Below are 12,797 nucleotides of genomic sequence, written 5' to 3' on the forward strand. Positions count from 1 at the left end.
CGGCAATTTGCTCACGCAGATTGCAAACTAATCGCAAAACGCGCATTCGCCAAGAACTTATTACCGCAGTGCACCGCGCATGCCCAATATCGCGCCACGATGCTTGACCACAAGGCGATCCGCGAACATGTTCCGCGCGTGCACGCGCCCAATCATCCAGGACAAAGCTCTGATTCATTCAGCCCTGATTCCCGTCAGGCCTGGATGCGGCTGCTCATTGCGCTTGTGATCGGCTCGATCGGCGCCGTCGGTATGTGGGCGGTCGTGGTCGTGATTCCCGTGGTGCAAGCGGAATTCGGTGCCACACGCGGCGCGGTGTCGCTCGCCTTCACGCTGATGATGTTCGGTTTCGGGCTTGGCGGCGTGATCGCCGGCAAGATCACCGACCGGTTCGGCATCGTGCCCGCGATGGCGATCAGCATCGCCTTCCTCGGCGTTGCCAATGTGCTCGCGGGGCTGTCCGCGCATCTCTGGCAGTTCGTGGCGGCGTATTTCCTGATCGGCCTCGGAACGTCGGCGACCTTCGCGCCGCTGATGGCGGAGGCCTCGCACTGGTTCGAGCGTTATCGCGGCCTTGCCGTGACCATCGTCGCCAGCGGCAATTACTTCGCCGGCACGATGTGGCCGCCGATCGTGAACTGGGGCATGCAGGAGGTTGGCTGGCGCCACACCCATATCGGCATCGGCATCGTCTGTGTCAGCCTGATGACGATGCTGGTGCTGGTGTTGCGTGCGCAGATGGGCGACGACAAGGTCCAGGATCACGCCAATGCGCCGCCGCCGCGCGTCGACCTCAAGCTCTCGACCAACACGCTGACGGTGCTGCTTTCGATCGCCAGCATCTCCTGCTGCGTCGCCATGGCGATGCCGCAGGTGCATATCGTCGCCTATTGCGGCGATCTCGGCTATGGCGTGGCACGCGGCGCCGAGATGCTGTCGCTGATGATGGCCTGCGGCATCGTCAGCCGGATCGGCTCGGGTTTCCTCGCCGACAAGATCGGCGGCATCCGCACACTGCTGGTGGGATCGGTGGCGCAGGGCTTCGCGCTGGTGTTCTATCTGTTCTTCGACAGCCTCGCCTCGCTGTATCTCATCTCAGCGATGTTCGGCCTGTTCCAGGGCGGTATCGTGCCGAGCTATGCCATCATCGTGCGCGAGGCGATGCCGGCGAGCGAGGCGGCAACGCGCGTCGGCATCGTGATCTTCGCCTCGGTGTTCGGCATGTCCTTCGGCGGCTGGGTGTCGGGCATCATCTTCGATGCCACCGGCTCCTACGCCGCGGCGTTCGCCAACGGCGTGGCGTGGAACGCGCTCAATATCGGCATCGTCGTGTTGCTGTTGATCCGCTCGCGGATGAAGTCGGTCAGGACCGGACCGGGCTTCGCAACCTAAACCGCCTGTCCCGCCTTCATCAGCGAGCAGCCGGTGATCTTGTAACTGCCGTCCGCCTGCTGCTCGAGCGTGTACAGGGCCTCCCAGGCCTCGCCATTGGCATCGACGATGTGAACGCGCTGCGCAATCCATCCGCCCTCGATCTTGCTCTCGCCGAACTCGAAACTCTTGTGCCGGTAGACCGGCGCGTAGCCGCTTTGCACCATGGCCATGAAGATGTCCGGCGCGGGAAAGATCTCCCGGATCGCCGGCGCGGCAAAGGAATAGGCCGCGCTCGCATCGTCGCGGGCGAAGGCCTGCTCCTGGGCCCGGATCACGCCCTGCGCCGTCGCGACATCGTCGGCGCGTGCTGAGATGGGATTGAAGGCAATACTGAGAGCGACCAGCAAGGCGGCAATGCGCATGACAGGCTCCGCGTTGAAATCCCGGCAATGATGATCCTAGCATGACCTCAGGGAAATACGGGCGCGCTATCGCTTCCGTTTCACCGCGGGCTTGGCTGGCCTGGCCGCGCGCGCCTTGGCCTTGGCAACGGATTGCACCCGCAATCCGTCGACGAACACGTCGAGCAGGCGCAGCACCGAGGCTTGCCATCCCGGCTGATCGTGCATGTAGCACATCCCGAAAAACGCCCGCAGCAGGTCCTCCGGGCTGATATCGGCGCGCATCTGGCCGGCTGCGACCGCGCGCGCGAGCAGCGAGCCGATCGCCTTGGTCAGCCGCTCCATGGAGAAAACGGCAAGTTCCGACGAGCTCTGATACGCCAGCGCCAGCGCGGCCGACATGCCTTTCTTGGTGGCAACGAATTCGACGGCGGACCGCAGCCAGCGCCGCAGCGCTTCGACCGGATCCTTTGCGGTTCGCAGGTGCTCGGCAAGCTCGCTGAGCTGCCCGACCTCGCGCCGGTATACGGCTTCGAACAGATCCTCGCGCGTTGGGAAATGCCGATAGAGCGTGCCGATGCCGACGCCGGCGCGCTTGGCCACGGCCTCCAGGCTCGCCTCCGGGCCGCCGGCGTTGAACACGGCCTTGGCTGCTTCGAGCACGCGCTCGCGATTGCGCACGGCATCGGCGCGGGGCTTCCGGGTCTGGTCGGTGTGGTCGTCCATATCAGGCAATGTAGATCACGAATTGGTTAGATTGAACCCTCGTTGAACCCTTGCCGGGCTGCATCGCGTTGGAGCCGCACGGGGTTTTGACCAATTCCAATATTTTTCCTCTGGCCCTTGTTAAGCGGAGGGAGCCTCCGTATCTTCGCCTCGATGTTGGCCGGCTTCTGCCCGGTCAATTTGGATCGACGGCGGCCACGGCGGTGGCGCGCTGCGCGATCACTCATGTCCAAATCTGATCGGAGCCTTGTATGAACCACTCCATCAGCCTCACCGTGAACGGTGCGCGGCGCGACTTCGTCCTCGACGATCCACGCGTCACGCTGCTCGATCTCCTGCGTGAGCGCCTCCATCTCACCGGAACCAAGAAGGGATGCGACCGCGGCCAGTGCGGCGCCTGCACTGTTCTGGTCGACGGCAAGCGCATCAACTCCTGCCTCGCGCTCGCGATCAGTCATGACGGCGCCGACATCCTCACCATCGAAGGCATTGCGCGCGGCGACCAGCTGCACCCCGTGCAGGCCGCCTTCATCGCCCATGACGGATTTCAGTGTGGCTTCTGCACGCCGGGTCAGGTCATGAGCGCGATCGGCATGATGCGCGAAGGCCAGGCCGGCAACGATCCCGAACGCATCCGCGAATGCATGAGCGGCAATCTGTGCCGCTGCGGCGCCTATGCCGGCATCGTCGATGCCGTGCTCGATGCGCAAGGACAGATGGACGAAAGCGATCAGAGGCGCTCCGCATGAAACCGTTCGATTACGTCAGGCCTGCCACCGTCACTGAAGCGGTTGCCGCCGCTGCCCAGCCGGGCGCGGTCTATCTCGCCGCTGGCACCAATCTGCTCGATCTGATGAAGGGCGGCGTCAGCCGTCCGGATCGTCTCGTCGACGTCTCGCATCTCGATGGGCTCGACGGCATCGAGCGCCTCGCCGATGGGTCCTTGCGCATCGGTGCGCTCGTCAGCAACGCCGATCTCGCGCATGATGCGGACTTTGCAAGGTCCTATCCCGCCGTCGCCGAAGCCCTTCTCTCCGGGGCATCCGCGCAGTTGCGCAATGCCGCGACCGTCGGCGGCAATCTGCTGCAACGGACGCGCTGCGCGTATTTCTACGACACTGCCAGCCGCTGCAACAAGCGCGAGGCCGGCAGCGGCTGCGATGCGCGCGGCGGCGAGAACCGCACCCACGCGGTGCTCGGCTGGAGCGAGAGCTGCATCGCCACGCATCCCTCCGATTTCTGCGTGCCGCTGGTCGCGCTCGGTGCGGTCGTCGAGATCGAGGGGCGGGCGGGCCGGCGCGAGATCGCGCTCGACGAGCTGCATCGCCTGCCCGGCGATACGCCCGAGCGCGAGTCCGCGCTCGAGCCGGGCGATCTCATCGTTGCAGTGCGCCTGCCGCCGGCGGCGCGCGAGTTTGCCCCGCATGCGCGCTACCTCAAGGTCCGCGAGCGAACCTCCTACGCCTTCGCGGTGGTCTCGGCCGCTGCTGCGTTGCGGATCGAGAACGGCAGGATCGCCGAAGCGCGGCTTGCGCTCGGCGGTGTCGCCGCAAAGCCCTGGCGTGCCAGCGCTGCGGAAGACGTTCTCAAGGGCGTCGCGCCCACGACCGATGCCTTCCAGGAAGCCGCCTGGCGTGCGCTGACCGACGCAAAGCCGTCCGGCGACAACGCCTTCAAGATCGAGCTCGCACGCCGCATCGTCGTGCGCGCGCTGACCCTCGCTGCCGCCGGTACGCCCGCGCGCCTGCCCGCACTGCCGGCCTCTCCCTTTGCCTCGACATCAGGAGCCATCCATGCCTGAGCTCAACCTCACCAGTGCGCCTGCCCATCTGCGCCACGGCTCTAATATCGGCCAGCCGCTGACCCGTCGTGACGGCGTCCTCAAGGTCACGGGGCAGGCGACCTATGCTGCCGATAATCATCCGCCCGGCATGCTGTTTGCGGTGATCGCGACCTCCAGCATCGCGCGCGGACGTGTGGCGTCGCTCGATGTCGCCGCCGCCAAGCGCCATCCCGGCGTCGTCGATGTCATGACGTCCGACCACAAGCCACCCCTCGCCATCGACCCCGAGATCAAGACCAATCCCTTCGTGTTTCGGATGGAGGCTTTGCAGAGCAACGAGGTCCGCTACGCCAATCAGCCGATCGCGGTCGTGATCGCCGAGACGCTTGAAGCCGCGACGGAAGGTGCCGCGCTGCTGGCGCCGCGCTATGAGACGCTGCCTGCGCTCATCGGCCTCGATGCCGGCGAGAGTTTTGTGCCGCCCGTCGTCGGCGTCGGCAACCCCACCGAAAATCACCGCGGCGATGTCGAGGCGGGCCTTGCCTCGGCCGAGACGCAGATCGACGCGACCTACGAGACGCCGCCGCAATATCACAACGCGATGGAGCCGCATGCGGTCGTGGCTCACTGGGATGGCGACAAGCTGTCCGTGGACATGCCGACCCAGGGCCTGAAGCTGTCGCTTGCGCGCATCGCCGAGCTGTTCGGTATCGCGCACGACAAGATCCACATCCGCAGCCCGTTCCTCGGTGGCGGCTTCGGTTCGAAGGGGCTCATGGGCGGCCCGCCGGTCCTCGGCATCATGGCGGCGAAGCTGGTCGGCAAGCCGGTCAAGCTGGTGCTGCGCCGTGAGCAGATGTACGGCCCGGTCGGCCATCGCGCGCCGACGCGCCAGCGCCTGCGCATCGGTGCCGACGGAGAGGGGCGCCTCACCGCGCTCGATCACCATGCGCGGACCGTATCGAGTACGTTCGACGATTTTTACGAGCCCGCGGCCGATGCCTCGCACACACTCTATGCGGCGCCTGCGATCCGCACCTCGCATGACGCCGTGCGCGTCAACACCGGCACGCCGCTGTTCATGCGCGCACCCGGTGAGGCGACCGGCTCGATTGCGCTGGAGAGCGCGATCGACGAAATGGCGTGGGCCTGCGGCATCGATCCGCTTTCCTTCCGCCTGAAGAACTATGCCGAGGTCGAGCCGATCACGGGAAAACCGTTCTCGTCAAAGGCGCTGCGGGCCTGCTACGATCAGGGCGCGGCGCGCTTCGGCTGGGCGAAGCGTCCGCTGCAGCCGCGTCAGATGCGCGACGATGCCGGCCTGCTGGTCGGCTGGGGCATGGGCACGGCGACTTTCCCGGCGCTGATGTTCCAGGCCGAAGCACGCGCGGCGATCCGCCGCGACGGCTCGGGCGTGATGGAGATCGGCGCACACGACATGGGGCAGGGTGCCTGGACGGCACTGGCGCAGATCGCGGCCGACGCCGTCGGCCTCGATGTCGACCGCGTCACGTTCAAGGCGGGGACATCGGACCTGCCCGATGCCGGCATCGCCGGCGGCTCCGCGCACACCGCAACCGCGGGTGCGGCGATCCACAGCGCGGGCGCGGCCGTGATCGCAAAGCTCGCCGATCTCGCCACCAATGACGAGCGCTCTCCGCTGTTCGGCGCCGGCAATGCCGGCGTGATCGCGCGTGACGGCAGACTGATCCGGCGCGATGACGAGAGCCGCGGCGAGAGCTATGCCGAGATCCTCACGCGCGCCGGCGTCGCCGAGGTCGAGGCGCACGGCACCGGTGCGCCGAACCCCGCGGCGATGGAGGAATATGCCATGCATGCCCATGGCGCGGTGTTCGCGGAAGTGAAGGTCGATCCCGAACTCGGTCAGGTCCGCGTCACCCGCATGGTCGGGGCCTTTGCCGCCGGGCGCATCGTCAACCCGCGTATGGTGCAAAGCCAGCTGTTCGGCGGCATGATCTGGGGCCTCTCCTTTGCGCTGCACGAGGAGGCCGTCACCGACCGCCGCAGCGGCCGGATCATGAACGCCAATCTCGGCGAGTACCACGTTCCCGTGAATGCCGACGTGCCGCCGCTCGACGTGATCACGGTCGAGGAGCACGACCCGCACGTCAATGCGCTCGGCATCAAGGGCGTCGGCGAGATCGGCATCACCGGCAGTGCCGGCGCGGTCGCGAACGCGGTCTGGCATGCGACTGGCGTGCGCGTCCGCAAATTCCCGATCCGGATTGAGGAGTTGCTGACGCAGCGTTGAGGCGGTAGGCGGAGCGAGGCCCGCTCGCTCTGCGGCGGACGATCAGTTCATCATCCTGCGGAGAGCCTTGATCTGCTCTTTCTGCACTTCGATGTATTTCGCGATGGCCTTGCGCAGCTCGCGCGAACGGAGCTTGTCGGTGTCGCGCAGGACTTCGTCGAGCGCGGCTTCCGCATTGGCAAGAGTGGTCTTCATGCGCGAGCCCCTGTTACGAAGCGGCCCCGGAGTACCCAGGAGTCCGGGGCCATAACCTCAGCACCTCTAAGCCAGGCTGCTCGGCTACGGTTCGTAATATATAGCGGTCCGGCGCGCGGAAATTGAGATGGCTCAACCACCGTAAGATACCGGTGGCCGCCCGGAACCTTCCGGATGCGACTGTTCGCGATTCAGAACGTCGGCGGCGTGCAGGCCGAGATCACCTCGCACGGTTTGCCGCCGACGCAGCGGAAACGGTGCGGGCGGCGGCTCTCGAAATAATAGGCATCGCCCGGATTGAGGATGCGCCGCTCGTCTTCGACGGTGACTTCGAGCTTGCCCGAGATCACGATGCCGCCTTCCTCGCCGTCATGGACGAGGTGGACGCGCCCGGTGTCGCTGCCGGGCTCGTAGCGCTCTTTCAGGATCTGCAGGCTGCGGCCGAACAGATTGTCGCCGATCTGCCGATAGGAGATCGGCTTCTTGCCGACTTCGGTCAGCTCCTCGGCGCGGTAGAAGATCTTGCGCCTCGACTCCGGCTCCAGCGCGAAGAACTCGGCGAGCCCCATCGGGATGCCGTCGAGGATACGCTTGAGGGCGCCGACCGAGGGGTTCATCTGGTTGGATTCGATCAGCGAGATGGTCGAATTGGTGACCCCGGCGCGCTTGGCCAGCTCGCGCTGCGACAGCTTGTGGCGCGCCCGGATGAATCGCAGCCGTCCACCGATGTCGACGCTCATACCCAGATCCTGTGTTGCAGGTGTTGTGGATCGCGCAAATATGGACCGGCAGCCCCAGCGAAATCAATGGCTTGCAGGTCACCAGAAAAGGACTTGTTGCGCTTTTGAAGCCGTGGCTCTGCTAGAGGGTCAGCAAAGGAGCGCGGCCGTGACCCTTCATCAGATTCCGAACACTATCAAGACCGACTCGTTCTGGATGCCGTTCACGGCCAATCGGCAGTTCAAGAAGGCGCCGCGCCTGTTCTCCTCGGCCGAGGGCATGCACTACACCACCGTCGACGGCCGCAAGGTGATCGACGGCTCCGCCGGCCTGTGGTGCGTCAATGCCGGCCACGGCCGCAAGCAGATCGCCGCCGCAGTCGAGCGCCAGCTGATGACGCTGGACTTCGCACCGTCGTTCCAGATGGGCCATCCGCTGGCCTTCGACTTCGCCGAGCGCCTCGCCGAGATCGCGCCGAAGGGCCTCGACCGGATCTTCTTCACCAATTCCGGCTCCGAATCGGTCGACACCGCGCTGAAGATCGCGCTCGCCTATCACCGCGCCAACGGCCAGGCGAGCCGCACCCGCCTGATCGGCCGTGAGCGCGGCTATCACGGCGTCGGCTTCGGCGGCACCTCGGTCGGCGGCATGGTCGCCAACCGCCGCGCCTTCGCCACCCTGCTGCCGGGCGTCGACCACATCCGCCACACCCACGATCTCACCCGCAACGCCTTCGCCAAGGACCAGCCCGAGCACGGCGCCGAGCTCGCCGACGATCTCGAGCGTCTGGTGGCCCTGCACGGCGCCGAGACGATCGCTGCCGTCATCGTCGAGCCGGTGCCCGGTTCGACCGCGGTGCTGCCGCCGCCGAAGGGCTACCTGCAGCGCCTGCGCGAGATCTGCGACAAGCACGGCATCCTCCTGATCTTCGACGAGGTCATCACCGGCTTCGGCCGCCTCGGCACGCCGTTCGCCGCCAACTTCTTCGGCGTCACGCCTGATATGATGACCACCGCCAAGGGCATCACCAACGGCACCATTCCGTGCGGCGCGGTGTTCGCGCATCGCAAGGTGCATGACGCCATGATGATCGGCCCGGAAAACGTCATGGAGCTGTTCCATGGCTACACCTATTCGGCGCACCCGACCGCCTGCGCCGCCGGCATTGCGACGCTCGACATCTACAAGGACGAGGGCCTGCTGACGCGTGGTGCCTCGATCGCCGAATATTGGCGAGATGCGCTGCATTCGCTGAAGGGCCTGCCCAACGTCATCGACATCCGCAATTGCGGGCTGATGGGCGCGGTCGAGCTGTCGCCGCGTGACGGTGCGGTCGGTGCGCGTGGCTACGACGTCATGGTCGACTGCTTCAATCGCGGGCTGTACTTCCGCATGAGCGGCGATTCCTTTGCGCTGTCGCCGCCGCTGATCGTCGAGAAGAGCCACATCGACGACATCGTGTCGATCCTGGGTGACGCCATCAAGCGGGTGGCCTGATAATTGCTCTCGCCGTTGCGAGTTGTTTCCTTGCAGCGGCGAGCGTGATGCCGCGGGAGTTTGACCAAGCGTGAAAGTTCTGATCCTCGGCAGCGGTGTCATCGGCGTCACCTCTGCCTACTACCTTGCACGTGCCGGCCACGAGGTCACGGTCGTCGACCGTCAGCCTGAGCCGGCGCTGGAGACCTCTTTCGCCAATGCCGGCGAAGTGTCGCCCGGCTATTCCTCGCCCTGGGCCGGCCCCGGCGTGCCGGTGAAGGCGGTGAAGTGGCTACTGATGAAGCACGGCCCGCTTGTCGTCCGGCCGAAGCTCGATCCCGTCATGTGGGTCTGGCTGCTCAAGATGCTGCGCAACTGCACCAGTGCGCGTTACGCGGTCAACAAGAGCCGGATGATCCCGATCGCGGAATACAGCCGCGATTCCTTGCGCGATCTGCGTCGCGACATCGGCATCCAGTATGACGAGCGCTCGCAAGGCACGCTGCAGCTGTTCCGTTACCAGGCCCAGCTCGACGGCACCGCCGAGGACATCGCCGTGCTCAAGCAATATGGCGTGCCCTTCGAGGTGCTGAGTCGCGAGGGCTGCATCGCGGTCGAGCCGGCACTCGCCGGCGTGAAGCAGAAGTTCGTCGGCGGGCTTCGCTTGCCGCAGGACGAGACCGGCGACTGCCACATGTTCACGCAGGCGCTGGCCAAGCATGCCGAGGCGCTCGGCGTGCGCTTCATGTTCAACACCTCGATCGACCGCATCGTCACCGACGGCGCGCGCGTCAGCGGCGTCGCGACCAGCGCCGGCATGTTGCAGGCTGATGCTTACGTGCTCGCGCTCGGCAGCTGGTCGTCGCGGCTGGTTGCGCCGCTCGGCATCTCCTTGCCGGTCTATCCGGTGAAGGGCTATTCGATCACGGTGCCGATCAAGGAGACCTCCGGCGCGCCGGAATCGACCGTGATGGATGAGAGCTACAAGGTCGCGATCACGCGGCTCGGCAATCGCATCCGGGTCGGCGGCACCGCCGAAATCTCCGGCTATTCGGACAAGCTCTATGATGCGCGCCGGGCCACGCTCGATCATTCCTTGTCCGATCTGTTTCCGCGCGGCGGCGATCTCGCCAAGGCGACGTTCTGGAGCGGCCTGCGTCCGATGACGCCGGACGGCCCGCCCGTGATCGGCCCGACGCAATTCGCCAACCTCCACCTCAACACCGGCCACGGCACCCTCGGCTGGACCATGTCCTGCGGTTCGGGTCGCGTGCTCGCGGACATGCTGTCGGGCAAGAAGCCGGACATCGACGTGAGTGCGCTGACGGTGGACCGGTATAAGCACCGGTTTGGGTGAACCTCTATCCCCTCGTTATTGCGAGGAGCGCAGCGACGAAGCAATCCAGAGTCTGTCCTTTGAGGCAGTCTGGATTGCTTCGCTCCGCTCGCAATGACGCTGTGGATGCAGCGGAGCCCCAATCCATCCCCGTCACCCTGAGGTGCTCGCCGCACGGCGCAACGCGCCGTGCGGCGAGCCTCGAAGGGCGACGGCCCGGGTCCATCGGGGCCGTGCATCCTTCGAGGCTCGCTGCGCTCGCACCTCAGGATGACGGGAAACTAGGTGGTGCCCGGCTCAAGGCCGCTTGCGGCGCGCAGATATGGTCCGGGCGATATGGCCTTCGTCGCCATACATTGCGTCCCACAGATTGACGCCAGAGGCCCACGATCCAATCCAGTCTTCGATACTGGGAGCGTCCTCGAAGAATGCGTCGGTCCAGTCATCGCCATCATGACCGTTGGGATCGAAAACCCGCATCCGGAAATCCGGGTCGAGACAATCGACGCACGAGTAGATGGCGCATCCCCAATGGCAGATCGGCAGAAGGCCATCCGGCCAAGCCAGCTCTGGCGCACTCCGAAATACGTCGTAGATCGCAACAGCGGTCTTGCCGGTATCGTCGGGAACGCCTTTGGTCAATCCATGAGCCCGTATCCGGGGCCAAAACCTCCATTGCCGATATCTGCATACATTCGTTTCAACAGGGGTGGCAGCCGGAAACGAAGATGCTCTTCGTCGGAGGCAATGTCGCCTGCCCTGGCGGGGATTAGTGCCGCGCGCGGAGGTCGGCCCAGATCGGTTGGGTTTGTCTTCAGCCGTCGCTGGATCGCAGCGATGATGAGGTCATCCATCGACGAGGCCCTTCGTCCTGCAGAATGCCTTCACATCATGCCAGCAGACGGCGTGCCGGCAAACTACCCCGCCCCCGTCACGCAATTCACCCACAGCACCATGGCCTTCGCATCCTCGGCCGGATTGGAAAACCGGTGTGGCCGGCGGCTGGCAAAGCGAAAGCTGTCGCCGGTCTTCAGCGACCAGGTCTCGCTGTCCACCGTCAGCATCATCTCGCCTTCGAGTACGAGGCCGGCCTCTTCGCCGTCATGGGTGTAGAGCTCGTCGCCGGTGGAGCCGCCGGGTTCCAGATGCACCAGGAACAGATTGAGCTTGTTGTCGGCGCTCGCCGGGCTGAGCAATTGCTTGGAGACGCCGGTGCGCCAGAGCTTCAGCTCGGGCCGCTGCAGCCCGCGCGTCACCACCTGATCGGAGGTGCCGTCGGCGCTTGGGCTTGCGCCGAACAGTGCGGCTATGCCGACGCCGAGCACGTCGGCGAGCGTCGCCAGCACGCGTAGCGATGGTGACGACAGGCCGCGCTCGATCTGGCTGAGAAAGCCGATCGACAGGTCCGTGCGCGCCGCGACCGTTTCCAGCGAGAATTGCCTGACGCGCCGGAGATCCCTGATGCGGCGGCCGACCGCGACGTCCATCGCGGGCTCGGCGGATTTGGCGACGGCTTTGGTCTTCACCCTCTTCACCGGCTTTATCGCGGCCGGTCTGCGCATTCTTTTGCCACCGCTCACGTCAAACCGCTTCCTTCATGTGCATGAAAACCACTTGCATCATCCGCGAAAGTGTGACCAAATTTTCATATTGGTGAAAATAGGCCGAAACGGCTCGGCTCGCAACGTCTGATCACGACACCTGCGAGCGCCGCCATCGGCCAGACCCAAAGGGGGATGCGATGAAGCGTTTTGGTCTGGCCGCGGTCGCGGCGCTCGCACTGATAGCCGTGGCGCCCGCTTCGGCGCAGCAGGTGCTGAAGGTCGGCTCGACCCCGACGGGTATTCCCTTCACCTTCCTCGACACCAAGACCAACACCATCCAGGGCATCATGGTCGATCTCGTCACCGAGGTGGGCAAGGATGCCGGCTTCAATGTGCAGATCGAGCCGATGCAATTCTCGGCGCTGATCCCGTCGCTGACCTCGAGCAAGATCGACATCATCGCCGCCGCGATGTTCATTACCGCACCGCGCAAGGAAGTCGTCGATTTCTCCGACCCGATCTACACCTACGGCGAGGGCCTGGTGGTGCCGAAGACCGACACCAAGGCCTACGCTACGCAGGACGACCTCAAGGGCGAGACCGTCGGCGCGCAGGTCGGCACCGCCTTCGTCGATGCGCTGAAGAAGTCCGGCCTGTTCGCCGACGTGAAGGCCTACGACACCATTCCGGACATCCTGCGCGACGTGAACACCGGTCGCCTCAAGGCCGGCTACGCCGATTATCCGATCCTCGCCTACAATCTGAAGCAGGGCGGCTTCCCCGAGGTGCGGCTCGTCGATGGTTACAAGCCCGTCACCGTCGGCTCGGTCGGCATCGGCGTGCGCAAGGGCGAGAGCGCGCTGCTCGGCAAGATCAACGCCTCGCTGGCCAAGCTGAAGGCCAACGGCACCATCGACAAGATCCTCGATAAATGGGGCCTGAAGGCCCAGGGCTGATCGATAAATTCGGA

14 protein-coding genes are annotated in these 12,797 nt (G+C 65.3%); 7 read left to right on the forward strand and 7 right to left on the reverse strand.

Annotation, left to right across the window (positions count from 1 at the left end; genetic code table 11):
* Positions 1 to 204: 204 nt before the first annotated feature.
* Entirely contained in the window at positions 205 to 1,392 is a 1,188-nt protein-coding gene (locus GGD62_RS33845) for an MFS transporter (protein WP_179734718.1), read from the forward strand.
* Here the strand turns inward: GGD62_RS33845 and GGD62_RS33850 are convergent.
* The gene (locus GGD62_RS33850; protein ID WP_018316938.1) at positions 1,389 to 1,796 is read right to left on the reverse strand and encodes a DUF4864 domain-containing protein; all 408 of its coding nucleotides are present in this window, start codon (positions 1,794 to 1,796) and stop codon (positions 1,389 to 1,391) included. The two genes, GGD62_RS33845 and GGD62_RS33850, sit on opposite strands and share 4 nt — an antisense overlap.
* A gap of 66 nt (positions 1,797 to 1,862) precedes the next feature.
* Positions 1,863 to 2,501, reverse strand: coding sequence for a TetR/AcrR family transcriptional regulator (locus GGD62_RS33855; RefSeq protein WP_183712700.1), 639 nt, complete (start codon positions 2,499 to 2,501; stop codon positions 1,863 to 1,865).
* Between the two features lie 251 nt (positions 2,502 to 2,752).
* Between GGD62_RS33855 and GGD62_RS33860 the strand changes: the two genes are divergently transcribed.
* Genes GGD62_RS33860 through GGD62_RS33870 form a run of 3 tightly spaced genes read left to right on the forward strand, consistent with a single transcriptional unit; the run spans position 2,753 to position 6,556 of the window.
* Positions 2,753 to 3,250, forward strand: a complete 498-nt coding sequence (locus GGD62_RS33860) for a (2Fe-2S)-binding protein (protein WP_179734714.1) — start codon at positions 2,753 to 2,755, stop codon at positions 3,248 to 3,250.
* A complete protein-coding gene (locus GGD62_RS33865) occupies positions 3,247 to 4,302 on the forward strand; it encodes a xanthine dehydrogenase family protein subunit M (protein WP_183712536.1) in 1,056 nt (351 codons plus the stop codon). The genes GGD62_RS33860 and GGD62_RS33865 overlap by 4 nt, the downstream gene beginning before the upstream one ends.
* Positions 4,295 to 6,556: a xanthine dehydrogenase family protein molybdopterin-binding subunit gene (locus GGD62_RS33870; protein ID WP_183712539.1), complete on the forward strand. Its 2,262-nt coding sequence runs from the start codon at positions 4,295 to 4,297 to the stop codon at positions 6,554 to 6,556. Before GGD62_RS33865 ends, GGD62_RS33870 begins: the two co-directional genes overlap by 8 nt.
* A 42-nt stretch (positions 6,557 to 6,598) precedes the next feature.
* Here GGD62_RS33870 and GGD62_RS33875 read toward each other — a convergent pair whose 3' ends face one another.
* Positions 6,599 to 6,751 carry a hypothetical protein gene (locus tag GGD62_RS33875; protein ID WP_177236994.1) on the reverse strand — a complete coding sequence of 51 codons (153 nt, stop codon included), beginning with the start codon at positions 6,749 to 6,751 and terminating at the stop codon, positions 6,599 to 6,601.
* A gap of 191 nt (positions 6,752 to 6,942) precedes the next feature.
* On the reverse strand, positions 6,943 to 7,491 hold the full coding sequence (locus GGD62_RS33880) for a cupin domain-containing protein (protein ID WP_008561958.1): 549 nt from the start codon (positions 7,489 to 7,491) through the stop codon (positions 6,943 to 6,945).
* A 148-nt stretch (positions 7,492 to 7,639) separates the two neighbouring features.
* Between GGD62_RS33880 and GGD62_RS33885 the strand changes: the two genes are divergently transcribed.
* Positions 7,640 to 8,968 (forward strand): aspartate aminotransferase family protein, encoded by a 1,329-nt coding sequence (locus tag GGD62_RS33885; protein WP_049801758.1) that lies wholly within the window; start codon positions 7,640 to 7,642, stop codon positions 8,966 to 8,968.
* 70 nt (positions 8,969 to 9,038) lie between these two features.
* Positions 9,039 to 10,304 (forward strand): D-amino acid dehydrogenase, encoded by a 1,266-nt coding sequence (locus GGD62_RS33890; RefSeq protein ID WP_183712541.1) that lies wholly within the window; start codon positions 9,039 to 9,041, stop codon positions 10,302 to 10,304.
* A gap of 276 nt (positions 10,305 to 10,580) precedes the next feature.
* On the opposite strand, the gene GGD62_RS41145 is transcribed toward GGD62_RS33890, so the two are convergent.
* The 3 genes from GGD62_RS41145 to GGD62_RS33900 all read right to left on the reverse strand — a co-directional run bounded on the left by GGD62_RS41145 (position 10,581) and on the right by GGD62_RS33900 (position 11,845).
* Positions 10,581 to 10,925, reverse strand: coding sequence for a hypothetical protein (locus tag GGD62_RS41145; protein ID WP_246783404.1), 345 nt, complete (start codon positions 10,923 to 10,925; stop codon positions 10,581 to 10,583).
* Complete coding sequence (locus GGD62_RS41150; RefSeq protein ID WP_246800378.1) at positions 10,922 to 11,137, reverse strand: hypothetical protein; 216 nt, start codon at positions 11,135 to 11,137, stop codon at positions 10,922 to 10,924. Before GGD62_RS41150 ends, GGD62_RS41145 begins: the two co-directional genes overlap by 4 nt.
* Before the next feature lie 63 nt (positions 11,138 to 11,200).
* Positions 11,201 to 11,845 carry a helix-turn-helix domain-containing protein gene (locus GGD62_RS33900; protein ID WP_183712543.1) on the reverse strand — a complete coding sequence of 215 codons (645 nt, stop codon included), beginning with the start codon at positions 11,843 to 11,845 and terminating at the stop codon, positions 11,201 to 11,203.
* Positions 11,846 to 12,024: 179 nt separating this feature from the next.
* On the opposite strand from GGD62_RS33900, the gene GGD62_RS33905 reads away from it, so the two are divergent.
* The gene (locus tag GGD62_RS33905) at positions 12,025 to 12,783 is read left to right on the forward strand and encodes an ABC transporter substrate-binding protein (RefSeq protein WP_092253893.1); all 759 of its coding nucleotides are present in this window, start codon (positions 12,025 to 12,027) and stop codon (positions 12,781 to 12,783) included.
* Positions 12,784 to 12,797 lie beyond the last annotated feature (14 nt).

The organism is Bradyrhizobium sp. ERR14 (assembly GCF_014198235.1).
In the GTDB taxonomy this organism is placed as follows: domain Bacteria; phylum Pseudomonadota; class Alphaproteobacteria; order Rhizobiales; family Xanthobacteraceae; genus Bradyrhizobium.

Bases quoted from the DNA above. Each gene is read 5' to 3' on its own strand.
- GGD62_RS33860 (WP_179734714.1), top strand. From the start codon at position 2,753: ATGAACCACTCCATCAGCCTCACCGTGAACGGTGCGCGGCGCGACTTC.
- GGD62_RS33845 (WP_179734718.1), top strand. From the start codon at position 205: ATGCGGCTGCTCATTGCGCTTGTGATCGGCTCGATCGGCGCCGTCGGT.
- GGD62_RS41150 (WP_246800378.1), bottom strand. From the start codon at position 11,137: ATGGATGACCTCATCATCGCTGCGATCCAGCGACGGCTGAAGACAAAC.
- GGD62_RS33875 (WP_177236994.1), bottom strand. From the start codon at position 6,751: ATGAAGACCACTCTTGCCAATGCGGAAGCCGCGCTCGACGAAGTCCTG.
- GGD62_RS33850 (WP_018316938.1), bottom strand. From the start codon at position 1,796: ATGCGCATTGCCGCCTTGCTGGTCGCTCTCAGTATTGCCTTCAATCCC.
- GGD62_RS33855 (WP_183712700.1), bottom strand. From the start codon at position 2,501: ATGGACGACCACACCGACCAGACCCGGAAGCCCCGCGCCGATGCCGTG.
- GGD62_RS33870 (WP_183712539.1), top strand. From the start codon at position 4,295: ATGCCTGAGCTCAACCTCACCAGTGCGCCTGCCCATCTGCGCCACGGC.
- GGD62_RS33880 (WP_008561958.1), bottom strand. From the start codon at position 7,491: ATGAGCGTCGACATCGGTGGACGGCTGCGATTCATCCGGGCGCGCCAC.
- GGD62_RS33865 (WP_183712536.1), top strand. From the start codon at position 3,247: ATGAAACCGTTCGATTACGTCAGGCCTGCCACCGTCACTGAAGCGGTT.
- GGD62_RS33900 (WP_183712543.1), bottom strand. From the start codon at position 11,845: ATGCGCAGACCGGCCGCGATAAAGCCGGTGAAGAGGGTGAAGACCAAA.
- GGD62_RS33905 (WP_092253893.1), top strand. From the start codon at position 12,025: ATGAAGCGTTTTGGTCTGGCCGCGGTCGCGGCGCTCGCACTGATAGCC.